We start from the raw sequence: 24,136 nt of genomic DNA, 5'->3' as shown, positions 1-24,136 counted from the left end.
ACGATAATGCCCATGACCTCCCTGATTGATTACCCTTCGGTTGTTGACCACCAATTCATCAACAACCAGTGGGAGCCCTCGGCGGGCACCCGCCTGCTCGACGTGATGAATCCTTACCGCGAAGTGCGGATTGCCCAGGTTACGGCAGGTGACGCCGCGGATGTCGATGCTGCCGTCAAAGCCGCAAAGCAGGCGCAGCCCGCCTGGCAGGCGCTGGGCGGCAGCGCACGGGCAAAATACCTTGAGAGGTTTGCCGATGCGCTGGAAGCCCGCCGAGACCCGATTATCACGCTTTCGGCGACCAACAACGGTAAGCCGCTGGCAGAAGCGGAGATCGATCTAGACGACGCGATTGCCTGCTATCGCTACTACGCCGGGCAGGCCAAGGCACTGGATGCCCGCCAGGGCGAGTTGGTCAGCGTGGAAATGGAGGGCGTTGAGGCGCGCACTTATCACGACCCCGTGGGCGTCGTGGGGCTGATTGCGCCGTGGAATTTCCCGCTGGTGACCAGCGCCTGGAAGCTGGCGCCCGCCTTGGCGGCCGGTTGTGCCGCGGTGCTTAAACCGTCCGAAGTCACTCCGCTCCCCGAGCGGGTGCTGGCAGAAATAGCCCTGGAAATTGGCCTACCTGCTGGGGTGCTCAACCTTCTAAACGGCGACGGTGAGGGCATCGGTGCACCGCTGACCAACCATCCGGATGTGGATAAAATTTCTTTTACCGGCAGCAACCGCGTTGGTGAAGCGGTGATGCAAGCGGCAAGCGCCCGTACCGCCAGCGTCTCTCTGGAACTGGGCGGAAAATCGCCGATCCTGGTGATGGAAGACGCTGACCCCGAACAAGCCGCTGACTGGGTAATGGCCGGTATCTACTTCAACGCCGGGCAAATCTGTTCGGCGACCTCGCGTTTACTGGTGCACGAAAATGTGGCCGAAGCCCTTTATGCCGCGCTTGCTGAACGTATGGATGCGCTAACGCTGGGCGACCCGCTTGCCGAAGGTACGGATTTAGGGCCGTTGACCAGCGCCAAGCAGCGCGACGCCGTGCAGCGCTATCTGGATCTGGCCGAACACGAAGGGTTGACGGTCGTGCGCGACGGCCAACACCGCACGTTGCCCGCTCAAGGCTACTTCCTGGCCCCAACGCTTTACCGCGATGTGCCGCTAGAGAGCCGCTTGTGGCAGGAAGAAATTTTTGGCCCAGTGCTCTGCGGCCGCAGCGTGGCAAGTGAAGCCGAAGCCATCCAGCTTGCCAACGACAGCGTCTTTGGTCTGGCAGCCACGGTGATTAGCGGCGATCCCGAGCGGGCAAAGCGCATTGGCCGTCAGCTTAAAGCCGGTAGCATCTGGTACAACAGCGAGCAGCTAGTACTACCTGAAACCGCCTGGGGCGGCTTCAAGCGCAGCGGTATTGGGCGTGAACTGGGCCCCTGGGGGCTAAGTGCTTATCTGGAGGTGAAGCATGTGATTGGGCCGGCTTAAGCATCGCGAACAGGCATGTCATAACGCCGGGTCGATTTCCCGGCTTTTACAACCTGCCCCGGCACGTCATGGCCGATAAGGTCGGGAAGGGTGGCAGCTACTTCAAGCAGTGCATCCAGATCGACGCCGGTATCGACGCCCATGGCTTCAAACATATGCACTAGGTCTTCGGTGCATACATTACCGCTAGCGCCGGGGGCGAAGGGGCAGCCGCCCAGCCCACCTAGTGAGGCATCAAATCGGCTAATACCTGCTTCCCACGCCGCTAGGGCGTTGGCTAAGCCCATGCCGCGAGTGTTGTGGAAGTGCAGCGTGAACGGCGTTTCCGGCCAGCGCTCCAGTGCTGCTTTGCATAGGCGTTTGACCTGGGCAGGGTTGGCCATACCGGTGGTATCGCAGAGCGTGACGCCCTGAATGCCAAGAGCCACGAGCTTTTCAACAAGCTCTAATACTCGCGCTTCGGGTACCTCGCCTTCAAATGGGCAACCAAAGGTCGTCGATAGCGAGGCGTTGATAAACACGCCGCTTCCCTGGGTCACTTCCAATATCGCCGCGAACTGTTCAAGGGACTGTTCCGGCGTCATGCGCAGGTTGGCCAGCCCATGGCTATTGCTGGCAGACATCACTAGATTGATCTCATCCACTTGGCAGGCAAGCGCCCGCTCGGTGCCCTTAACGTTGGGCACTAGAACGGTGATATCGACCCCTTCCCGACGCTGGATGCCGGTCACCACTTCAGCAGCATCGCGCAGGTTGGGAATCGCTTTCGGTGAAGTGAACGAAGTTGCTTCGATTCGCCGTAGGCCTGTGGTGGAGAGTGCGTCTATCCAGCGGATCTTCTCTTCCGTCGGCACAAAGCGCGCTTCAATCTGCAGGCCGTCCCGAGGGGCAACTTCGTTGATCTCGATCTTGGTGGGGCATGGGATTGGCTGGGTCATGATGCGTTCCTTAAATAATGCCCGCTTGGCGAAGCTTGGCGCGAGTTTCGTGGTCAATGCCCAGCTCATCCAATACGTCGTCGGTATGCTGGCCAAGCGTGGGGCCGCCGTCGCCGATTCGCCCTGGGGTAGCGCTTAGCTTGGGCAGTACGCCGGGCACTTTTAACGGTTTACCGTTAGGGCGGGTAAAGGTTTGAATCATCTCCCGCGCCAAATAATGGGGATCAAAGGCAATATCTTCGGCCGTGTAGGGGTAGCCTGCGGGCACGCGGGCGTCATCCAGGGCTTGCAGAATGGCATCCCGTGGTCGCTCTGCTGTCCAGGCTTGAATGGCGGCATCAATCATATCGGCTTGCTGGCTGCGCCCATCGTTGTGTGCCAGTGCCGGGTCGTTGGCGAGATCATCACGACCAATCACGCCCATTAAGCGTTTGAAAATGCTGTCGCCATTGCCGGCAATCAGTACGTAATCGCCGCCCTGGCAGCGGTAGGCGTTTGAGGGGGTAATGCCGGGCAGGGCGCTGCCGCTGGGTTCGCGAACCTGGCCGCTGGCATCGAACTCTGGCAGCAGGCTCTCCATCATGGCAAATACCGACTCGTACAGCGCGACATCAATCTCTTGGCCCAGACCGCTGCGGTTGCGCTCCTGAAGCGCCAGTAGTGTGCCAATCACGGCATAGAGCGCGGAAAGCGAGTCGCCGATGCTCACCCCCACCCGCACCGAAGGCTCTCCCGGCTGGCCGGTGAGGTAACGCAGCCCGCCCATGGCTTCGCCAATCACGCCAAAACCAGGCTTGTCGCGGTAGGGCCCCGTTTGCCCGTAGCCGGAAATATGCACCATGATCAGCCGTGGGTTGAGCTGAGAGAGCGCTTCCCAGCCTAGCCCCCAGTTGTCTAACGTGCCGGGGCGGAAGTTTTCCACCACCACATCGGCCTCGGCGGCGAGCTGGCGCACCAGGTCTTGGCCCTCTTCGCTGCGTAAATCTAACGCGACCGAGCGCTTGTTGCGGGTTTGCACATGCCACCAGAGCGAGGTGCCGTCTTCAATCATTCGCCATTTGCGAAGTGGGTCGCCAGTGCCGGGGGGCTCGATTTTAATCACGTCGGCACCGAATTCGCCCAGCAGTTTGGTGGCGAAAGGCCCTGCAATCAGTTGGCCAAGCTCAAGTACTTTTAAGCCCTGTAGCGGAAGCTGGCGCGCTTCGGAAGCATTCATTAAGGCTCTCTCTTATCATTGGATTTTTACTATGTTGCCAGCATGCGTGAGCTAACTAGAGGGGACAATTAGGCAATGGGTAACAAAGGGTTCGTGGCTGGCGAAGGTGTGGGCTACCATAGGGAGCTTGCTTTCAAGGAGTTCGTGGGATGCGCCGCTTTGATTTTGTCACCCTTAAACTGTTTATCTCCGTGGCGGATGAGGGTCGTTTGACGGCGGCAGCGGAGCGTGAACACTTAGCGCTAGCTGCGGTGAGTAAGCGAATAAGTGACCTGGAAGCGCTGGTGGGCACCACGCTGCTCTATCGACGGCCACGAGGGGTGGAGCTGACGCCCGCAGGCCAAGCGTTTCTTCACCATGCCCGGCGTATTATGGATAACATTGAGCGCCTGCAGGCCGAACTCAGCGAGTACGGGGAAGGCGTGCGCGGCCATGTGCGTATCCACTCCAATACCTCGGCAATCATTGCCTTTCTTCCCCAGGATCTCAGCGCCTTTTCTCGCCTCTATCCTGAAATCAAAATTGATCTTCAGGAGCGGGTCAGCAGTGAAATTATCGCTGCCGTTCGCGATGGCCTGACCGATATCGGTATCTTTGCCGGCCATGTGGCGGCGCCCGACCTTCAGCAGCTCTCCTATCGACAAGATCGACTCGTGTTGATGACCCCTATCGATCATCCTTTGGCTGGGCGCGAGAGCATCGCTTTTAATGAAGCGCTGGCCTTCGATTTTATTGGCTTACAGCAGGATGCCTCGCTGCAATCGCTGTTGAATGAGCAAGCTAACCTAGCAGGTAAAGCGCTACGCATGCGCATTCAAGTGCGCAGTTTCGATGCCATTTGCCGCATGATCCACCATGGTATGGGCGTTGGCGTACTGCCTGAGCAAACCATCTACCGTGACTTAGGCGATCTGCAGCTGAAAAGCATCCCGCTGAGCGACCCTTGGGCCCAGAGAGAACTGGTGATTGGCATGCGCCGTTACGCCTCGCTTCACGTGACTGCCCGGCATTTGGTGGATCACCTTACCCTGAAAGAGAATGAGCAATAGCTCAAGAAATTCTCCTTATGACTTCGTGGTTTGAGAAAGCAAAGCACCAATAGCTACCCTTTCAATGGCCTAAACCAAGCTAAACAGCGGTTGATTAAAGGAGCTCGGTATTCATCTTTGGTCGTACGGCCGTGATGGGGCGGATTTAAAAGCCCGTTATAGCAGCGTTTCTAGCCATCGTATTTTACGAAGTCAGCCTTCTTGAACGTCGATTTGAGCCCGTGGGATGCATGTTTCAAGATCACGTAAGCGTTACCTGAAAGTTACAAGAACCACATCCAATAACGACAACCGTAGAGAGTCTATCCCATGCGGAAACAACTGCTTGCCACGCTGGCTACCCTAGGCATGCTAACGACGGCGCCGTTCGTCTTGGCGAATCCCATCGAAATTCAAGTTAACAACACCATGAGTGAGGGCGGCTCGGAAAGCGCTGCGGTGGAACGCTTTGCTGAGTATCTGGAAGAGCAGGCGCCAGGCCGCTTTGAAGTGCGTCCCTTTTTGGCGGGCTCTTTGGGCGGTGAGAATGCCGTGTTGGAGCTGCTTAACCTGGGCCAAACCCAGCTCTCCCTGACCGGTGGTAACTGGCGTCAACAGTATGCGCCTGAGTATGACGCCATTACGGTTCCCTTTGTCTTTACCACCTGGGATGAAGTCGACGCCTATATGGAGAGTCCTTCCGGCCAAGCGCTGGTTGAAAAAGCAGAAAACCAGGGCGGCCTGAAGTATTTTGGTCTGCAACACCGCGGGCCCCGTCACATGACCGCCAATAAAGAGATCCACTCCCCGGCGGATCTGGAGGGATTCCGCCTGCGCCTGCCTTCACTGCCGGTATGGCTGGAAGTGTGGGAAGAGATTGGTGCGCAGGTAGTCAACGTACCGGCTCCAGAGATTTATCTCGCCATGCAGACCGGCCAGGTAGATGGTCATGAGAACTCGCTTTCCTCACCCTATACCCGTCGTTTATGGGAAGTGCAGGACTACCTGATCATGACCAGCCACGTGCAGTTTCCGTGGAGCTGGGTGGCTAGTTCTCGCTGGTGGGAGGGGCTAGAAGAGGAAGATCAAGCGCTGATCGAAGAGGCGATCGACGTAGCTCGTCAATACGGATCAGAGCAAGAGCGTGAACTTGATGAGTTCTATCTGGATGCGCTTCAGGAGGAAGGCATGACTGTCATTGAGCCGGATGTTACGCCTTTCCGCGAAGCGGCGTTACCGGCCATCGATCGTGTCATGGCTGAAATGGCCGACGGCGTTCGTGAAGATGCGCTGGGTAACGACAGCGAGTAATATACGCACCGGACAGACGCAACGACGGCCCATTGGGCCGTCGTTGTTTTTCATGTCAAGTAAGCTTTCATGACCAATAAATTTTCATACATGACCAAGAAGACGTCAGGGTAAGGAGTTCTCCTGTGGAAGACGCCGTAGCGCCCAACAAGGGCCTGGATCGAATTGCTTTCTATACGCTGCGCAGCGTTACTCGTCTTTGTGACGGGGTGGGCGTGGCGCTCATGGCGGCTATTCTGCTGTTAATCGTGGCGGCCGTCATTGCCCGTGACCTGCTCGGAATCGGTATGCCCTGGACCGAGGAGATGGCGTCTATGCTGGCCATCTACGCGATTGGCTTTGGATCACTGTCTGCTTGGGTACGCAGCGAGCACCTGGCGGTGGATCTGTTTAGCCATAAGCTTTCTGGTTTAGGTAAAAATATCCAATACCGTCTCACCACCCTAATCTCATGCGGCTTTTTCGCGCTTGCCGCCTGGGGCGCGTGGATCATGTCGGACATGAGTGCCAACAATAAAACCGTCTCGTTAAGTATTAGTTTTAGCTACCTCTATTACGGCATCTTTTTCAGCTTTGTGGGCATGGCGTTGATTGCTCTTTGGCAATGCTTGCGTGGCCCAGTGGTGTGGTTGGAAGTATCCCATGAAGAGGAGACCTCTCAACCATGACCGAACTTATGATCTTTGTCGGTGGCCTGTTGCTACTGATGGCCATTGGCTTGCCCGTTGTGGTCGCCATTGGCGTGACCTCGTTTATCGCCCTGGTGGTAACCGGCACCGGCGGGTTACCTGTCGAGCTGCTTCCGCTGCGCATGGTGCAAACCCTCAATAACTTTACGCTGCTGGCGATTCCGTTGTTCATTCTGGCCGCCAACATCATGAATATCGGCTCTACCACCACGCGCATTTTTGACTTTGCCACTGCGCTGGTGGGCTTTACCAAGGGCGGCCTGGGCCACGCCAACGTGGTGGCCAGCTCCATTTTTGCCACCATGTCGGGCACCGCCGTTGCCGATGCCGCAGGTCTTGGCAGCATCGAAATCAAGGCCATGAAAGAGCGTGGCTACGAGCTGGGTTACTCGACGGGCATCACTGCCGCCTCCAGCGTTATTGGGCCAATTCTCCCCCCCAGTATCGCGTTGGTGGTGTATGGCTGGTTGGCCAATGTAAGTATTGGCGGGCTGTTTATGGCGGGACTGGTGCCGGGCATATTGATGGCGCTGTTACTCATGGGGATGACCATTCTGTTGTCTGCCAGTGGCAAGGTGGTGATGCCTAAGCCGACACCCTTTGATGCCTGCGAAGTCGTCCGCACTGGTAAGCGTGCCATCTTGCCGCTGATGATGCCGGCGATTATCGTTGGCGGTATCTGGGGTGGTTTTTTTACACCCACTGAAGCGGGGGCGATTGCGTCACTTTACGCAGTGATTCTCGGTGGCCTCGTTTATCGAGACCTGAATTGGCGAGATCTATTCAATGCCTTTCGGCGTACCCTGATGTTCAGTGCGGTCATCCTACTGATTATCGCCGTCTCCAGTTTCTACGGTTGGATACTGGTGCGCATGGGGATCCCTCAGGCGTTGGCGGGCCAAGTCGCCAGCATCGATATGCCCATGTTTGCACTACTCCTCTGCTTTGCGCTGTTCTTCCTGCTGATCGGCTGCTTTATGTCGGTGATCGAAAGCATCCTGATTTTTACACCGATTGTGGTGCCAGCAGCGCTGAGTGCGGGGTTAGATCCCGTTCATTTCGGTATCGTGATGGTCATTACGCTATCGGTAGGGGTCATTACCCCACCCTTCGGTACGGTGCTGTTTTTAATGGTTGGGATCACGCGGCTTCGCTACGGCCAGGTTGTTACGGCGATCATACCGTTCTTACTGCCAATTATTGCCACCATTCTGCTGCTCATCGCCGTGCCGGGGCTGGCCACGTGGCTGCCGGATATCATGGGCTATTGATCAAAGTGTTTACCTGGAGCAAAAGCCCCGCAGGGTTGTTTCTTCGGGGCAGGTGGGCATAGCTATTAATACGCCTATTCGGCAGGCAAAATCCTGCCTGGATTCATCAGGCCCTTAGGGTCAAACAGCGCTTTAACACCGCTGACCATCTCTCGCTCAATCGGCGATAGCCGCGCCAGGTAGGGTGCCTGCTTGGTGCGGCCAATACCGTGCTCGGCGCTGATGCTACCGTGAAAATCATCGAGCACTTCAAACAGCCGCTCCTCCAGGTCGTGCAGGTGGGCTTTCTTATCGCTATCCGCCATTGTTATGGGCGGTAGAATGTTGAAGTGCAGATTGCCGTCGCCCACATGCCCGTAGGCAATAATTTCGCACTCGGGTGACGCCGCCATGACCACGTCGCTGGCTTGGCTGACGAAGTCTGGTATCGCCGAGATAGGTACTGAAATATCGGTGCGCAGGTGCTCTCCGCGCCGCCGCTGGCCTTCTAACATGCTTTCGCGGAACTGCCATAGCTGAGCGGACTGGGTGTCGCTGGATGCTAGGGCGCCATCCAATACCAGTTCGCTTTCCATGCCATTTTCCAGCAGTTGTTCCAGCATCGAACCGAGATCCACCGGCCCTGTGGCGGCCACTTCCATCAATACGTACCAGGGGTAAGCGCTGTCCATCGGATCACGTAGCTCGGGGGTTGCTTCCATGGCCAGCTCGACACAGCGGCGGGGAATCAGCTCGAAAGCGGTTAGCAGATCACAGCAGTCGCGGCGCGCCAGGCCATACAGGTCGATCACCGCTTGAACGGAGGGCAGGCCCAGCAGAGCGGTACGGTTCTGGGTCGGGCGCGGGCAGAGCTTTAACACCGCACCAGTGACGATGCCTAGAGTGCCTTCGCTGCCCAGAAACAGCTGCTGAAGGTCGTAACCGCGATTATCCTTGTGAAGCGCGTTAAGGCTCTCCCATACGCGGCCATCGGGCAGAACCACTTCAAGCCCCAGCACCAGCTCGCGCATCATGCCGTAGCGGAGTACGTTAAGCCCGCCCGCATTGGTGGCAATATTGCCACCAATCTGACAACTGCCTTGGGCGCCCAGCGAGAGCGGAAAGTCACAGTCATGGTCAAAAGCCGCCAGCTTGACGTTCTCGAGAATACAGCCCGCGTCTACGGTAATGGTGAAGTTAATCGGATCGATGGCGCGCACGCTGTTTAAGCGCTCAAGACTGATCACCAGCTCCTGGCCGTTGGTGGCGGGCAAGGCGCCTGCCACCAGGCCGCTATGGCCCCCTTGAGGCGTCATCGCGATTCCTTGGGCGTAGCAGCGCTTTACCACCTCGGCGACTTCTTCTGTGCTAGCCGGGCGCGCTACCGCCAGCGGCGTGCCCAGCGTATCCCCCGCCCAGTCGCTCACATAGCGCGCCATGGCGTCTGGCTCGCGCAGCAGGCCACGCTCGCCGAGCAGGCTGGTTAGTTCATTTAGAAAGAAGGTGGTGTCTGTCATTAATTATCTTCCTGCCAGGCCGCGCCTTCGGGGAAGCGGTGCTGTGCTTGGGATTCTGAGTGCATGGCGATACTGTAACCCGGCGCCTCGGGTACCTGGTAGCGGCCTCGGTTGATGACCACCGGGTCGATAAAGTGCTCGTGAAGGTGATCCACATACTCAAGTACACGGCCCTCAAGGCTACCGGATACTGCGATGTAGTCGAACAGTGAGATATGCTGGGTATATTCGCAAAGCCCGACGCCACCACCGTGGGGGCAAATCGGCACGCCGAACTTGGCGGCCATCAGCGTTACTAAAATCACTTCGTTAAGCCCACCCAAACGTGCCGCATCCAACTGGCAATAGTCGATGGCATCTGCCTGGAAGAACTGCTTGAACATCACTTTGTTGTGGCAGTGTTCGCCAGTGGCGACGCCGATAGGCGCAACCCGATGGCGGATTTCGGCGTGGCCGAGAATGTCGTCAGGGCTGGTGGGCTCTTCGATCCACAGCGGATCAAACTCGGCCAGTCGACGCATCTTGGTGACGGTCTCATCGACTTCCCACACCTGATTGGCGTCCATCATCAGCACGTTTTCCCAACCGATCTCATCGCGAAGCAGCGCCGCACGGCGGGCGTCTTCTTCGATATCGCCGCCAATCTTCTGTTTGAAGTGAGTCCAGCCTTCGGCCAATGCTTCCCGCGCCAGGCGGCGGACTTTCTCGTCGCTATAGCCCAGCCAGCCCGCTGACGTAGTGTAGCCAGGGTAGCCATCGCGGCGCATTTCGGCTTCGCGGGCTTCTTTGCCTGAGGCCTGACGGCGCAGCAAACAGATCGCTTCTTCCGGCGTTAACGCATCGGTGACGAAGCGGAAATCAAGGCAGCGAACCAGCTGTTCCGGCGTCATATCCACTAGCAGCTTCCACACCGGTTTGCCTTCTTTTTTCGCCCACATATCCCATACGGCGTTGACGATGGCGGCGGTGGCCAGGTGAATCGCGCCTTTATCGGGGCCGATCCAGCGTAGCTGGCTGTCTCCGGTGATTTCCCGCCAGAAGGTGCCCATATTGTCGGTAATAGAGGCCAGCGAGTGACCTTCAATCAGCGGCGCCAACGACTGTAAAGCAGTGACCACAATCTCGTTGCCGCGGCCAATGGTAAAGGTTAATCCGTGCCCCTCGGGGCTGTCATCATCGGTGTGCAGGATGACGTAGGCGGCGGAGTAGTCCGGCGCGGCATTCATGGCATCCGAGCCATCCAGCGAGCGCGAGGTGGGGAAGCGGATATCCTGGATCTCGACGCGAGTGATGGTTGTCATGGTGCGCTCCTAGGTAGTGATATGAGTGGCGTATTGATTGTTACAATCAGCGGCGCGCCAAGTGGCGCATCAGTTCGCGAATACCGTAAGTCCAGGGCGGCAACTGATCGCTTCTACCTACTCGGTTGACCAAGGCGCCCAGAGCAGGCGTGGCGATGGTGACACGATCATTCAGATGATGGGTAAAGCCCTGACCCTCGCCGTCGCGATCCTGAATGGGCGAAAACATGGTGCCGAGGAACAGCATAAAACCGTCCGGATATTGGTGGTGATCGCCGATGGTTTGGCTTACCAAGTCAAGAGGATCGCGGCTGATCTCGCGCATATCGCTCTCGCCCTGGAGTAGAAAATCGTCATCCTCACCCTCAATGCGCAGCGAGACCTGGCAATTGCGCACGCTATCGATATCGAAGTGGTCATCAAACAGGCGAATGAAGGGGCCAATGGAGCAGGAGGCGTTGTTATCTTTTGCCTTGCCGAGCAGCAGGGCGCTGCGCCCTTCCACATCGCGCAGGTTAACGTCGTTGCCCAGAGTCGCACCGCGCACCTGGCCGCGGCTGTCTACTGCCAGGACAATTTCCGGCTCGGGATTATTCCACTTGGAAGACGGGTGCAAACCCACCGGTGTGCCAAAGCCTACCGATGAGAGCGGCTGAGACTTGGTAAATACCTCTGCATCCGGGCCGATGCCAACTTCCATATATTGTGACCAGCCGCCGCGCGCCTGAAGCGCTTTTTTAAGCGACATGGCCTCGTCAGAGCCGGGCTTAATTTTAGAAAGATCTTTGCCGATCAGTGCCTGCAAGTCATCGCGTAGTTCCACTGCCCGCGCCGGGTCGCCGCCCGCTTGCTCCTCGATGACTCGCTCTAACAGGCTGACGGCGAAGGTGACGCCACAGGCTTTAACGGCCTGAACATCGCAGGGAGCGAGCAGGTAGGGCGCTTGTGGTTGGGGTAACTGAGAGTTTTCCAGCAGAGCCTCGACACTGCCCAGGTTAGGACCTTCCGCCCGTCGCACGACCTCTTGTAGGTCATCACGTTCCAGCAGGTCTGCCATGGTCGGGCCAAACGCGGTGATGTCGATCACCTGGCCGTTATTGACAGTCACCAGCGCAGGGCCAGAATGGCTACCGTCCAGCCATACCCGGCCAACCAGCAGCGCGTTATCCAGGTCGTCGGGAAGTGTGTCCGTCGATGAAAGTGGATTCATGTACTTCTCCATTCGTTCTTAGAATTAGTTTAAATCTTTAGCACGGGGTACGACTGGCGCTAAACACACCATCGGCTATCATGTTATAGATGTCGTGTTGTATGACAGGTATGCCAGTTCATGGCTTACTTTAGCGCACCGCTCCATTTCGGGTCGATAGTTAAATCTATCTGGTTGAAGACGGTATCGCTTAGCAGCGCGCTCACCATAAAACAAAAAGTGGTAAGGAGAATTTCATGTTAGACGAGTGGAAAGGGAAACGCGTGCTGATCACCGGTGCCAGTCGTGGCATTGGTGCGGCGGTTGCGAAACAGCTGGGGGCGTTAGGAGCGCACGTAGCAGTGCACTATCACAGCAGTGAAGCCCCCGCTGAAAAGGTGGTTAACGCTATTTGCGATGCGGGTGGAAACGCTTTTGCCCTTAAAGCAGACGTCAGCCGCACTAGCGAGACCCAACAACTTGTCGATGATGCCGCCGAGCGTCTGGGCGGTTTGGATCTGCTGATCAATAACGCGGGGGACATGATGGGCCGTGTTGGCTTGGATGAGATGGACGATGACCAGTATGACCGGGTCATGGATCTCAATGCCCGTTCAGTGATTATGGCTAGCCGGGCGGCGCTACCGCATTTCCGGCGCGCAGGCGGGGGTAATATTATTCAAACTACCTCGATTGCCGCGCGCAACGGCGGTGGGGGAGGTGCCGGGTTGTACGCCTCTGCCAAAGGCTTTGTAAGTACGATAACGCGTAATATGGCTAAGGAGTTGGCAGGGGATAATATCCGCGTCAACGCCGTTGCCCCCGGCACGATTGCCACCGATTTCCATGAGCGCCACTCCAGCGACGCCCATTTAGCCGCGGCACGAGCGTCAATTCCTATGGGGCGGTTAGGCACGGCGGAAGAGTGCGTGGGCGCGTACGTTTTTCTGGCCACCGATACGCTCAGTGGCTACGTCACGGGCCAAATTATCGAGGTCAACGGCGGGCAGTTAATGCCATGAATGTCTCCCCACGCTGTTATGAAATTGCGATCACCATGGGGGATCCTGCTGGCATCGGTCCGGAGATCATCTGCCGTGCACTGAGTGCTATGTCCGCCACCGAACGCGCCACCGCGATGGTCATCGGTGACCCGGCTATTTATCGCCGTGCAGCGGTGAGTGTTGGTGCCGCGCTGGAGTTCGTGCCATTGGAGCAGGCAGAAAGTGGTCAGGATCATGTGGCGGTCGGCGTGGTCGAGGTGCCGGAAGGCGTTGAGATTCCCGATGGTCAAATCAGCGCCGGGGCGGGTGACATGGCTTTTCGCTGCGTCCACAAAGCCGTGGAATTGGTTCAGGCTGGGCGGGCGCAGGTGATTGTCACCGCGCCACTGAACAAGGCGGCGCTGCATGCGGCCGGGCACCATTACGATGGCCACACGGGGATGCTGGCATCGCTGACCGGTGCATCCTCGTCGTTTATGCTGCTGGCATCAGAGACACTTTCGACACTGCATGTTTCTACCCACGTATCGTTGCGCGATGCGATTGATCGGGTCACCCCCGAGCGCATTATTGCCACCGTTGAGGCGGGGCATGCGCACTTGGTTGCGCTGGGGATGCGTGCCCCGCGTATCGCCGTCGCCGGGCTTAACCCCCACTGTGGTGAAGGGGGGATTTTTGGCGATGAAGATAGCCGCTGTATCGCCCCGGCGGTGGAGCGCTTACGCCAGAGCGGTTTCGATGTAAGCGGGCCTATCTCGGCGGACACGGTGTTTTACCGCGCTTCAAAAGGCGAGTTCGACCTGGTGATTGCCCAGTATCACGACCAGGGGCATATCCCCGTCAAGCTAATCGCCTTTGATACCACGGTGAATGTCAGTCTCGGCTTGCCGCTTCAGCGTACCTCTGTGGATCACGGCACCGCCTTTGATATTGCCTGGCAGGGCAAGGCCGACGCGACCAACATGGGGTCAGCAATTGCCTACGCCCGGCGATTAGCCAGTGGCGCAAAGGAATGAGTCGCTGCCGGTTGGCGATTATTGCCGACGACCTATCAGGCGCGCTGGACACTGCCGCACCGTTCGCAGCGCGGGGCGCAGATGCCCGCGTGGTGATCAGCCTTGGGGCATTAGCGACAACGCTAGAGGCGTGGCAAGGCCAGTGGCCAGAGATCATTGCCGTGAATACTCAATCCCGCCATCTGCCATCCGATGAGGCAGCGCTTCGGGTGAGTGAAGCAGTGCGTTTACTCAAGCGAGTAGCGCCGCAGCAGTGGTTCAAGAAAGTCGATTCAACCTTGCGTGGCCAGGTCGTCGCCGAGTGCACGGCACTGCGGGAAGCGCTTGGTTTGCCCCTGCTGCTGGCTCCCGCGGTACCGGCCCAGGGGCGAACGGTGCGTCATGCCGAAGTGTGGGTGGACGGCATTCCACTGGCCGATACCACCTACCAACAGGATGCTCTCTCAACACCCCTGGTCGGCCCCATTGATCAGGCATTTGCCGTCAGTGGTTTGCCGCTGCAGCGCTATCAACCTGAGCGTGACGTTCAACTCCCTAATGGCGACTGCATCGCCGATGCAGAAAGTGACGAGGAGCTTTCTGTGCTCTATCAGCTCGTGCTGAGTGCTGGTGGCCGCCGAGCGATGGCGGGGGCTGCGGGGCTGGCAACGGCTATCGCCCAGCAATTTTTCGGGCGCCCCGATGCACCGTTTCGAAGGTTGAGTAACGTAAATGCAGTGCTTTATGCCATCGGTTCCAGAAGCCCACGTGCTGCCGAACAGCTTCAACAGTTGCGCCGACATGTGCCCGGTTTGGCCGTGATTAAAGCGTGTACCAATCCCTTTGCTACTTCCTGCCAACCCAGTAACAGCAGCCCCGTTTTAAATGCTTGTGCGGTCGTGCCTGGAGAGGGTGAGGAACGCACGGCAAGCCAAGTCGCCGAGTCGATAGCGGCCAATGTGGCCGACATTACATCTGCCTGGCGGGAAGATGATGCGTGTTTGCTATTTTTAACCGGCGGGGATATCGCCATGGCCGTGTTGACCCAATTGGGGGTGAGCTATATCTCTGTCGAGACGGAGTGGTCACCTGGGGTGGCACTAGGGAGTATGGATGGCGATAGGCGAAAGCAAGTGATGACTAAAGCGGGTGGCTTTGGCGATCCTCAGTTGCTGGTGCGCTTACACCATCAGGTCGCGACGGCTTGAATCATCATCGGCACTACGAAAATCGTTACCTGGATAGTTGCGCGATTGCGGGTAGCCAACTAAGTTTGAAACTGGTGGTATGACACGTATACAGCACTACAATCGGTTACGCTGGCTGCCGCCGCTTAAAAAATAACCAATACACCACAATAAATAGCAGCAAATCACACTACCCAAAAACAAATCCAATGGTTGTGAGGAGTACACGATGAGCCACAAACGCCAACACTCGCTTAACATGGCCCGCCTGCTGACCGCTACGCTTATCGCCGGTGGTCTCTCAGTGACCGGTGCTGTGCATGCGCAAGAAGAACTCACCTTTGCTCACGTCTATGAGACATCCGAGCCTTACCACGAGTGGGCACTGTGGGCGGCAGATGAAATCGAGGAGCGTACTGATGGCCGTTATTCGATCGGTGTCCACGCGGCGTCGTCGCTGGGTAAGGAGGCGGACATCAACGAAGGTTTACAGCTTGGCACGGTTGATCTGATCTACACCGGCAACCAATTTGCCGGACGTTTCTATGGCCCGGTGGGTATCGCTGGCGCGCCCTATATGTTCCGCGATTTTGATCACTGGCAGGCCTATGCCGATAGCGACCTGTTCAAGGAAATTGCCCAGGGCTACCAGGATGAAACCGGTAACGTACCGCTGGCTATGAACTACTACGGGCGCCGCCATGTAACCTCCAATAAACCGATCAATACGCCGGAGGACATGAAAGACCTGAAAATTCGTACGCCCAATGCGCCTATGTACATGATGTTCCCCGAAGCGGTGGGCGCCAACCCCACTCCGATTGCTTTCTCTGAGGTTTATCTGGCGCTGCAGCAAGGTGTGGTGGATGCTCAGGAAAACCCACTGCCGACCATTCGCGCCAAGGCGTTCCATGAAGTGCAGGACTATATCAATCTGACCGGGCATATCACTGATTCGCTAATCACTATCGCCGGTGGCCCGCTGTGGAATCGTCTCTCCGAAGAGGATCGCGAGATTTTCCGTGAGGTCTACACCGAAGCCGGTGAACGCATCACTCAAGATATCCTGGCGTCCGAGGAAGAGCTGGTGGCTTGGTTCGAAGAGCAGGGTGTGACCGTCAACGAAGTCGATATAGAACCCTTCCGCGAAGCCACGATTCCTGCCCATAACGGTGAAGCGGCTACTTGGGATCAGGAAACCTATGATCGCCTGCAGGCTATCGGCCTGTAATACCGTGAGGCCTGAGTTTTCCAGGCTTTTTACGTTTCCGGGATCGTTTTTTTCGTAGACCAAGACTCGCCTCACCCAGGCCTTGGGTGGGGCGAAGCGGGAGCCTTCCATGAGCCAAACCGACCCCACTGACGAGACCAGCCTTGCAGGTCTCGACGATGATTCTTTTAACATTCATGACTATGCCCTGGAAGATTTCCTGACGCTTGGGATCTTCTGGCTGCTGGCACTGGATGTCTTTATGCAGTTTTTCAGCCGCTATGTGCTGGGTAATTCCATCGCCTGGACGGAGGAGATGGCGCGCTATCTATTGGTCATGGTGGGCTTTATGGGCAGCACCATGGCCGTGCGAAAAGGGTCGCATATCGCAGTGGAATTTTTCTATCGCTACATGCCTGGGTGGCTGGGACGCTTGATGTCGACGCTGGTAGACCTGATCAATATTGCCTTCTTCGCCAGCATGGCCTGGATCACCTTCAAACTGGCTGACCGTACCAGTGCCATGATGACCTCGGTGGATATCCCTAAAAGCTGGCTTTACTACCTGGTGATGGTGGGCTTTATCGTAATGCTGGTGAGAGGGGTGCAGGTGGCTATTCGTCACTGGCGCTCGGGCACCAGTGAACTGCTCAATACCCAATAACAACACGGCAACACGCTACTCTCGGAGATCACCCCAATGCCTAACATTCTGGCTGTGAGGCGCGGCGGTGCGATAGTGCCGCCATTGGTCGCGGCTGTCGCGATACTCGGCTGTATCGCATTGGCCGTCACCCAGCACTATCTACTGTTCCTGTTTGCAGCACTCTTTACCCTGCTGGTGATGGGAGTGCCGATCGCCATTAGTCTTGCTGGCTCGTGCCTGCTGTATGTACTGCTGACCGGCAGAGTACCCGATGTTGTTGTGATGCATCGCATGATCAACGGTGTCGACAGCTTTCCCCTGTTGGCGATTCCGTTCTTTATACTCGCCGGTAACCTGATGAACAACGGCGGCATTACCGTGCGGATATTTGATTTTGCCAAGGCGTTGATGGGCTGGATGCGTGGCGGTCTGGGGCACGTTAATGTAGGCGCCAGTATTGTGTTTTCCGGCATGTCAGGAGCCGCAGTCGCCGATGCTGGGGGGCTAGGCACCATTGAAATCAAGGCCATGAAAGATGCCGGTTACGACGAGGAATTCTCGGTGGGTATCACCGCGGCATCTTCGACCATCGGCCCGATTATTCCGCCGAGCCTGCCGATGGTCATCTACGGCGTAATGGCCTCGGTGTCTGTCGGCCAACTGTTCGTCGCCGGCCTGGTGCCGGGCCTGTTGATGGGGCTGGTGTTAATGGCCATGATCACGATCATTTCACGGCGGCGCGGCTATACCCGCGATGCGGTGTTCTCGTTTCCGGTGCTTGGTCATACGTTCAAACGTGCCTTCCTGTCACTCTTAACACCGGTCATCATCGTCGGCGGCATAATGTCGGGGGCCTTCACGCCTACCGAAGCGGCGATTGCTGCGGTGGTTTACGCCTTGGTGCTGGGGGGAGTAGTTTATCGTAGCCTGACTTGGCGACGTTTGCTTAAGGTCAGCATGGAAACCATTGAAACCACCGCGGTCATCCTACTGATCGTTGCTGGCGCCTCGATATTTGCCTGGATACTGACCAGTAACCAAGTCACGCAACACGTAGTAACCCTGCTCGGACCATTCGCCGATAACCCCATTGCCACGCTGATCATCATCAACCTGGTGCTGATCCTGGTGGGCTGCTTTATGGAAACCATCGCGGCGATCACCATCCTGGTGCCGGTATTGTTGCCGGTGGCCGTGACTGCGGGTGTCGATCCGGTGCACTTCGGCGTGATCATGGTGCTAAACCTGATGATCGGCTTGTTAACGCCGCCGGTTGGCATGGTGCTGTATGTACTGTCGCGAGTGTCCGGAATTTCCTTTGAGAAGTGCATGCGTGGCACGCTGCCGTTCCTAGTGCCGCTGGTCATCGCTTTACTATTGGTTACCTTCATTCCAGCCATCTCGCTATGGCTGCCGACACTGATTTATCGTTAAGCATTACCGGGGCTGGCCAAAGGTCAACTAATAGCCCGACTGGCACCAGGAGCTATTGATTAATGAAATATACATCGTCAAATTTTCGCGTCGCTCGCGAAGACCTTGCCCGCTTCATGCAAGCCGTTCTGAAGGCGGCAGGTGCCGATCAGGCATCAGCAAACGCGGTCACTCGCGCGTTGATTACCGCCTCACGTATGGGAACCGACAGCCATGGCCTGCGACTGCTGCCACACTATCTGCAGGCGCTCAAGGGCGGGCGGATCAACGGCGCGCCCGACATGCAGTTCCACCAGCGCCTGGCGGCGACCGGTTTTCTGGATGCTGACAACGGGCTTGGCCACTTAGCGGGTTACACCGCCATGGAACACGCCATGGCGATGGCAGAGAAGGTGGGGATGGGCGCTGTGGCGGTGGGCAACTCTTCGCACTTCGGCGCGGCAGGTTGCTATGCATTGGCGGCGGCTGAGCGAGGTTATCTGGGTATGGCGTTCTGTAATTCGGATCCTTTTGTGCTGTTGCATGAGGGCGCCAAGCCCTTTCACGGTACTAATCCCATCGCCTTTGCGGCACCTGTAGAGGGTGAGGCGCCATACCTGCTTGACATGGCGACAAGCTCGGTGCCCTGGAATCGCGTGCAGCAGTATGGTGCGATTGGGCGTGAACTGCCTGATCAGGTCGCGGCGGATGCTGCCGGGAAGGTAAGCCGCACTCCCGGTGACGTGGCCGCACTGTTACCGCTGGGTGGTAGCGGTTTCGGCTTCAAGGGCGCGGGGTTGGGGGGCATGGTTGAAGTTTTGAGTTCGATGCTGTCGGGCATGCAGCATGGCTTCAAGCTGCTGCCCATGGGTGGGCCTGACATGACGACGCCACGCGGGGTAGGGCACTTCTTCCTGGTCATGAAACCGGATGCGTTTGCGGATGCAGGCACTTTTACGCGCGCAATGGCCGAGTATCTAGCCGACCTGCGCGCGCAGCCCGCTGCACCCAATGCCCTGGTAATGGCACCTGGGGATCGTGAATGGCGATGCCAGGCCCAGCGTGATGCCGAAGGCATTCCGCTCGATTCTGCCAATCAAAGAGCCTATGCCGAAATTGCCGATCAGTACCACATAGCGCCGCTCTCTCGACTGGATTGAAGGATAATGACCTGAAATGCAGTAAAATGGCGGGAAATTCCAGGTTAACCAGGGGTGACTGCCTATGAGCAGATACCGGATCGAGCGCAAAACGCTGTCCGAACAGGTCGCTGAACAGCTTGAGGCGGAGATTCTCGAGGGGCGGCTGAGTGAAAATGATCAACTGCCTTCAGAGAGGGAGTTGATGGAGCAGTTTGGTGTTGGCAGACCCGCGGTGCGTGAAGCACTGTTCCACCTGCAACAGCTAGGGCTTATCGCGATAAACAGTGGTACCCGTGCCAGGGTTATTCGCCCTACCGCCGAGGCGGTGATGGCCAGACTTTCCGGGGTAACCCGGCAGCTGCTTGCTAAGCCTGATGGCCAGCAGTACTTTCAAGAAGCGCGAGCCATGTTCGAGATTTCGTTGGCTCGCTACGCCGCTAGCCATGCCAGCGAAGAGGATTTGGCCAGGTTACGGGACGCCTTGGCAGACAATCGCGATGCCATCGGCGATGAAGCACGCTTCAAGCGTTCCGATAACGACTTTCATGGCGTGTTGGCGAGCATTGGTCGCAACCCCATTTTCGATGCCATCCACGTGGCGCTATCGGAATGGTTGGATGACCGACGTGCCCAGGTGCTGCAACAGAAGGATGAAGATAAAGCCGCCACCGCCGCGCATACTGAGATTATCGAGGCCATTGAGTCGCGTGATCCAGACGCCGCCGAGGCGGCGATGCGCCGTCATTTAGAACGCCACTACGGCACTTACATGCAGCTTAAAAAGCGCCTGGCACCCAAGCCTGATTGATACGGCCTGCCACACGAGCTTTGCATGCAATAAAAACCTGGCCCGCTTAAAAGCGGGCCGCTATTTTGGAAGCATGGTTTTTCGGTGCGAAGCGTTTCGGTGTGTGGCTTTTCAGAGCAGGGCTTTTCAAAGCATTGTGATTGGAACGTCTTGGGTAATGCTATAGCGACACCCCGCGTTTCCAGGGAATGAAATCGTACTGAGCAAGTTCCACCGCACGCGGCCTATAGCGCCCTGACGCTGTTTCGATACACATTTCTAGCAAGCGGTCGGCCAGCTCGCCGATCTCTACCTCGCCACGAATGATCGGGCCCGCATCGAAGTCAATGACGTCGCTCATGCGCGTGGCAAGCGCACTGTTGCTGGCGATTTTAAGTACCGGCGTGACTGGGTTCCCAGTCGGTGTGCCAAGTCCTGTAGTGAACATGATCAGATTGGCACCGGAGCCGGCAAGTGCAGTGGTTGATTCCACGTCGTTGCCGGGTGTGCACAGAAGACTCAGCCCTGCGCGTGTTTGTGGTTCGGTATAGTCGAGTACGTCGACCACCGGGCTGTCACCGCCTTTCTTAGCGGCACCGGCGGACTTCATAGCATCAGTGATTAGGCCGTCACGGATATTGCCAGGTGACGGGTTCATAGAGAAGTCGGCGCCAACCAGCGCCGCGTGACGCTGATAGGCTTCCATCAGCTCGCTGAAGCGTTGGGCGACTGCATCGTCACTGCAACGGGCGACAAGCTCGTGTTCCACGCCACATAGCTCCGGGAACTCGCTTAAGATGCCGCTGCCGCCCAGCGCCACTAAGCGATCTATCACCGCACCTACCAGCGGATTGGCGGAAAGCCCTGAAAAACCGTCCGAACCACCGCATTCCACCCCGATGCTGAGCTTCGACAATGGCGCCGGGGCACGCTGGACTTGGTTGGCAGTGGCTAGCCCATCGAAGATAGTGGTTAGTGACTCGCGAATCAGTGCTTGCTCACTTTGACTGGCCTGCTGTTCGAGATAGTGCACTGGCTTCAGCCCTTCGGGATCGCGCGTCTCGATGGCCGCCTTGATCATGTCGATCTGCGCCTTCTGGCAGCCAAGGCTCAAGACCGTGGCACCGGCCACGTTGGGGTGGCAGATATACCCAGCGAGCAATTGGCAGAGCGCTTGGGCGTCGCCATCTGTGCCACCGCAGCCCAGGGTATGAGTCAGAAATCGAACCCCATCGACATTCGGAAACAGTCGTTCACGGGGTGGCGGTGATGGCGCAGCTGCATCGCCATGCAGAAGCTTGCGGGCCAGCTGCTTATAGTCGCGGTAGGGGTCTTCGCCAAGGGCGTCAGCGACGCACTGGCGCAGCACCTCGATATTGCGGTTTTCACAGAACACCAGCGGTACCACCAGCCATACGTTGGCGGTGCCGACCTGGCCGTTCGGGCGGTGGTAACCATCGAAGGTGGCTCCCTGAAAATGCGCTACATCCGGCGCCTGCCAACTGCCGCGTTTCGCCTGAGGCGTTGAGCTGGCGGTACTGTGTTCTACGTTTTCGGTGGTAATGGCCGCACCTTGGGCGATGGGGCGGGTAGCACGCCCCACAGTCACCCCATACATGATCACGCTGTCCCCGTGCTCAAGGGCCGCGAGGGTGAACTTGTGCTTGTGACGAACCGCCTCGGTGAGGGCGATGCGCTGGTCGTTGTCGGCGACGATGGTGCCGGCAGGAAGATCCTTCAAGGCGACACGTACATTGTCGGCGGCATGTACACGCAGGGAGTCTTGCTGGCCGCTGTCACTGACGATGGTTTGGCTCATGAGGAAGATCTCTGTATGAATAGTCGAGGCGTGTCACTGATTTCGATCATCGCTTTAACTACGCCGGTGGCTGGCGTGCACCAGGCGGGCATCTGCTCGGGCACATCGGCCAGTTCGGCTCGGTGAGTGATCATGGCATCGACCTTCAGACGACCACTTTCCATCAAGTGGGTCACGTGATCGAAATCGGCACGCGTAGCGTTGCGGCTGGCTATTAGGGTCAGCTCCTTGCGGTGGAAGTCAGGGTCGTGGAAGCTGATATCAGCCTTGACGATGCTCACCAGTACATAACGCCCAGCTTGCCCCAATAGATCGAATCCGGCCTGCATGGCGGCGGGACTGCCGGTGGCATCGAACGCCACATCGGCGAACTCATCATCGCTCAATGCCTTGAGAGCGGCATTGATGTCGTCTTCGCTGGGGTTCAGGGTCATTTCAATGCCGAGCTTATCGCGGCAGAAGGCCAAGCGCTCGGCGTTGGTGTCAATCACTACCACCCGCGCACCGCACTCACGCGCAAACTGGGCTACTCCCATGCCGATGGGCCCAGCGCCCGTCACTATCGCCAGTTCGTCCTGGACTAGCCCACTACGGCGCACCGCATGGGCACCGATAGCCATGCACTCGACCAGCGCCAGTTGATCAAGTTCTAGGGTTTCGGAAACCACCAGATGGTTGAGGGGAACCGCCAGGGTGTCACACATGCCGCCATCCCGGTGAACTCCGATGACTTGTATCCGCTGGCAGCAATTGCTGTGTCCTTTGCGACAGGCGCGGCACTGACCGCAGTGCAGATAGGGAATCACATAGGCGCGCTGCCCAATCAGCTTGGGGTCACCCTCGCTACCCACCTCGATGATTTCACCGGCCAGTTCATGACCCAGTACGCGTGGATAGCTGAAGTAGGGCTGATTGCCGCCGTAGGCGTGTATATCGGTGCCGCACACACCGATACGACGAATTCTCAGCAGCGCTTCCCCTTTGCCGCAGCGGGGGGGATCGCGATGTTCAAGAGCCATGTAACCCGGTTCGGCACATACGACAGTTCGCATCTTGGCCTCCTGGCTCAGCGTTTCTGGTCGGCTACGACGGTCTGCTGCTGCTCACCCAGCCCCTGGATACCCAGGCGCATACGTTGGCCAGGTTTGAGGTAGACCGGCGGCTGTTGCCCCATGCCGACACCGGGCGGGGTGCCAGTGGAGATCACATCACCTGGCTGTAGGCTCATAAAGCGGCTCAGGTAGCTGATCAGAAACGGGATCTGATAGACCATGGTGCGGGTGTTGCCATCCTGGTAGCGCTTACCATCCACGTCGAGCCACATGTCGAGCTGATGGGGGTCTGTAACCTCGTCGGGCGTGACAAGCCACGGGCCCAGAGGGCCGAAGGTGTCGCAGCCCTTACCTTTATCCCAGGTGCCGCTGCGTTCGAGCTGGAACTCGCGCTCGGAGACATCGTTGACTACACAGAAGCCGGCAACGTGCTGCATGGCATCGGCTTCTTCGATGTAACGCCCGGCCTTACCGATCACCACACCCAGCTCCACTTCCCAGTCGGTTTTCTCGGAATCATGCGGGATAATCACCTCGTCATTGGGGCCGCAAATGGCGCTGGTCCATTTATTGAAAATCACCGGCTCCGGGGGAACCTGAGCGCCGGTTTCGGCGGCGTGGTCAGAGTAGTTAAGACCAATGCAGATGAACTTGCCCACGCCAGCAACGCAGGGGCCGATACGCGTATCGGCGGGCACTTCGGGCAGACTCGATGGATCAAGCGCAGCAAGCGCTTCGAGGGCGTGGCGGTCGAGAGCTTCTCCGGCCAGATCGGTGACATGCGCTGACAGGTCGCGAATCACTCCATTGTCGTCCAACAAGCCGGGCTTTTCATGGCCGCGGGGGCCGAAGCGTAAAAATTTCATTGATCCGTTCCTTTGTGGTTCAGAAAATTAGCTTTAAGCGCTAGTTGCTAAGAATTAGTTGCTAAGAGTTAGTTGTCTTACAAACCGACATCGCATT

21 protein-coding genes are annotated in these 24,136 nt (G+C 57.7%); 13 read left to right on the top strand and 8 right to left on the bottom strand.

The genetic code is table 11. From position 1 onward, the window contains the following. Positions 1 to 6 precede the first annotated feature (6 nt). Entirely contained in the window at positions 7 to 1,479 is a 1,473-nt protein-coding gene (locus tag SR894_RS17745; RefSeq protein ID WP_133733282.1) for an aldehyde dehydrogenase family protein, read from the top strand. Here the strand turns inward: SR894_RS17745 and SR894_RS17740 are convergent. Further along, positions 1,476 to 2,417 carry a hydroxymethylglutaryl-CoA lyase gene (locus SR894_RS17740; RefSeq protein ID WP_223288651.1) on the bottom strand — a complete coding sequence of 314 codons (942 nt, stop codon included), beginning with the start codon at positions 2,415 to 2,417 and terminating at the stop codon, positions 1,476 to 1,478. The two genes, SR894_RS17745 and SR894_RS17740, sit on opposite strands and share 4 nt — an antisense overlap. Before the next feature lie 10 nt (positions 2,418 to 2,427). Beyond that, complete coding sequence (locus SR894_RS17735) at positions 2,428 to 3,633, bottom strand: CaiB/BaiF CoA transferase family protein (protein ID WP_223288652.1); 1,206 nt, start codon at positions 3,631 to 3,633, stop codon at positions 2,428 to 2,430. Positions 3,634 to 3,782: 149 nt separating this feature from the next. Here SR894_RS17735 and SR894_RS17730 point away from each other — a divergent pair, with 149 nt between their 5' ends. The 4 genes from SR894_RS17730 (at position 3,783) to SR894_RS17715 (ending at position 7,932) form a co-directional block, all read left to right on the top strand. Beyond that, positions 3,783 to 4,682 carry a LysR family transcriptional regulator gene (locus SR894_RS17730; protein WP_133733279.1) on the top strand — a complete coding sequence of 300 codons (900 nt, stop codon included), beginning with the start codon at positions 3,783 to 3,785 and terminating at the stop codon, positions 4,680 to 4,682. A 309-nt stretch (positions 4,683 to 4,991) separates the two neighbouring features. Then, complete coding sequence (locus SR894_RS17725) at positions 4,992 to 5,972, top strand: TRAP transporter substrate-binding protein (protein WP_133733278.1); 981 nt, start codon at positions 4,992 to 4,994, stop codon at positions 5,970 to 5,972. A 125-nt stretch (positions 5,973 to 6,097) separates the two neighbouring features. Continuing rightward, positions 6,098 to 6,640 carry a TRAP transporter small permease gene (locus SR894_RS17720; protein ID WP_133733277.1) on the top strand — a complete coding sequence of 181 codons (543 nt, stop codon included), beginning with the start codon at positions 6,098 to 6,100 and terminating at the stop codon, positions 6,638 to 6,640. Further along, positions 6,637 to 7,932 (top strand): TRAP transporter large permease, encoded by a 1,296-nt coding sequence (locus SR894_RS17715; RefSeq protein ID WP_223288653.1) that lies wholly within the window; start codon positions 6,637 to 6,639, stop codon positions 7,930 to 7,932. Before SR894_RS17720 ends, SR894_RS17715 begins: the two co-directional genes overlap by 4 nt. 74 nt (positions 7,933 to 8,006) lie before the next feature. Here SR894_RS17715 and SR894_RS17710 read toward each other — a convergent pair whose 3' ends face one another. The 3 genes from SR894_RS17710 to SR894_RS17700 are packed head-to-tail and all read right to left on the bottom strand — an operon-like array spanning position 8,007 to position 11,939. After that, positions 8,007 to 9,428 carry an FAD-binding oxidoreductase gene (locus SR894_RS17710; protein ID WP_133733275.1) on the bottom strand — a complete coding sequence of 474 codons (1,422 nt, stop codon included), beginning with the start codon at positions 9,426 to 9,428 and terminating at the stop codon, positions 8,007 to 8,009. Continuing rightward, positions 9,428 to 10,729, bottom strand: coding sequence for an L-fuconate dehydratase (locus SR894_RS17705; RefSeq protein ID WP_133733274.1), 1,302 nt, complete (start codon positions 10,727 to 10,729; stop codon positions 9,428 to 9,430). Before SR894_RS17705 ends, SR894_RS17710 begins: the two co-directional genes overlap by 1 nt. A 46-nt stretch (positions 10,730 to 10,775) precedes the next feature. Next, positions 10,776 to 11,939, bottom strand: coding sequence for a fumarylacetoacetate hydrolase family protein (locus SR894_RS17700; protein WP_133733273.1), 1,164 nt, complete (start codon positions 11,937 to 11,939; stop codon positions 10,776 to 10,778). Between the two features lie 236 nt (positions 11,940 to 12,175). Between SR894_RS17700 and SR894_RS17695 the strand changes: the two genes are divergently transcribed. From SR894_RS17695 to nanR, 8 genes are all read left to right on the top strand, one after another. Beyond that, positions 12,176 to 12,940 carry an SDR family NAD(P)-dependent oxidoreductase gene (locus SR894_RS17695; RefSeq protein WP_223288654.1) on the top strand — a complete coding sequence of 255 codons (765 nt, stop codon included), beginning with the start codon at positions 12,176 to 12,178 and terminating at the stop codon, positions 12,938 to 12,940. Further along, positions 12,937 to 13,938 (top strand): 4-hydroxythreonine-4-phosphate dehydrogenase PdxA, encoded by a 1,002-nt coding sequence (gene pdxA, locus SR894_RS17690; protein WP_223288655.1) that lies wholly within the window; start codon positions 12,937 to 12,939, stop codon positions 13,936 to 13,938. Before SR894_RS17695 ends, pdxA begins: the two co-directional genes overlap by 4 nt. Continuing rightward, complete coding sequence (locus tag SR894_RS17685) at positions 13,935 to 15,125, top strand: four-carbon acid sugar kinase family protein (protein WP_223288656.1); 1,191 nt, start codon at positions 13,935 to 13,937, stop codon at positions 15,123 to 15,125. Before pdxA ends, SR894_RS17685 begins: the two co-directional genes overlap by 4 nt. A gap of 208 nt (positions 15,126 to 15,333) precedes the next feature. Continuing rightward, a complete protein-coding gene (locus tag SR894_RS17680; protein WP_133733269.1) occupies positions 15,334 to 16,335 on the top strand; it encodes a sialic acid TRAP transporter substrate-binding protein SiaP in 1,002 nt (333 codons plus the stop codon). 109 nt (positions 16,336 to 16,444) lie between these two features. Next, entirely contained in the window at positions 16,445 to 16,978 is a 534-nt protein-coding gene (locus SR894_RS17675) for a TRAP transporter small permease (protein ID WP_133733268.1), read from the top strand. A gap of 36 nt (positions 16,979 to 17,014) precedes the next feature. Then, complete coding sequence (locus SR894_RS17670) at positions 17,015 to 18,394, top strand: TRAP transporter large permease (RefSeq protein ID WP_223288657.1); 1,380 nt, start codon at positions 17,015 to 17,017, stop codon at positions 18,392 to 18,394. 62 nt (positions 18,395 to 18,456) lie between these two features. Beyond that, positions 18,457 to 19,533, top strand: a complete 1,077-nt coding sequence (locus SR894_RS17665) for an Ldh family oxidoreductase (RefSeq protein WP_223288658.1) — start codon at positions 18,457 to 18,459, stop codon at positions 19,531 to 19,533. A 64-nt stretch (positions 19,534 to 19,597) separates the two neighbouring features. Then, complete coding sequence (gene nanR, locus SR894_RS17660) at positions 19,598 to 20,323, top strand: transcriptional regulator NanR (protein WP_133733265.1); 726 nt, start codon at positions 19,598 to 19,600, stop codon at positions 20,321 to 20,323. A 160-nt stretch (positions 20,324 to 20,483) separates the two neighbouring features. Here the strand turns inward: nanR and SR894_RS17655 are convergent, their stop codons facing one another. Genes SR894_RS17655 through SR894_RS17645 form a run of 3 tightly spaced genes read right to left on the bottom strand, consistent with a single transcriptional unit; the run spans position 20,484 to position 24,039 of the window. Next, positions 20,484 to 22,121 carry a UxaA family hydrolase gene (locus tag SR894_RS17655; protein WP_223288659.1) on the bottom strand — a complete coding sequence of 546 codons (1,638 nt, stop codon included), beginning with the start codon at positions 22,119 to 22,121 and terminating at the stop codon, positions 20,484 to 20,486. After that, a complete protein-coding gene (locus tag SR894_RS17650; RefSeq protein WP_223288660.1) occupies positions 22,118 to 23,173 on the bottom strand; it encodes a zinc-binding alcohol dehydrogenase family protein in 1,056 nt (351 codons plus the stop codon). The genes SR894_RS17655 and SR894_RS17650 overlap by 4 nt, the downstream gene beginning before the upstream one ends. 14 nt (positions 23,174 to 23,187) lie before the next feature. Continuing rightward, the gene (locus SR894_RS17645) at positions 23,188 to 24,039 is read right to left on the bottom strand and encodes a fumarylacetoacetate hydrolase family protein (RefSeq protein WP_223288661.1); all 852 of its coding nucleotides are present in this window, start codon (positions 24,037 to 24,039) and stop codon (positions 23,188 to 23,190) included. Positions 24,040 to 24,136: the final 97 nt, after the last annotated feature.

The organism is Vreelandella neptunia (genome assembly GCF_034479615.1).
GTDB lineage: Bacteria > Pseudomonadota > Gammaproteobacteria > Pseudomonadales > Halomonadaceae > Vreelandella > Vreelandella neptunia.
This window is presented reverse-complemented; position numbering and strand designations above follow the sequence as displayed.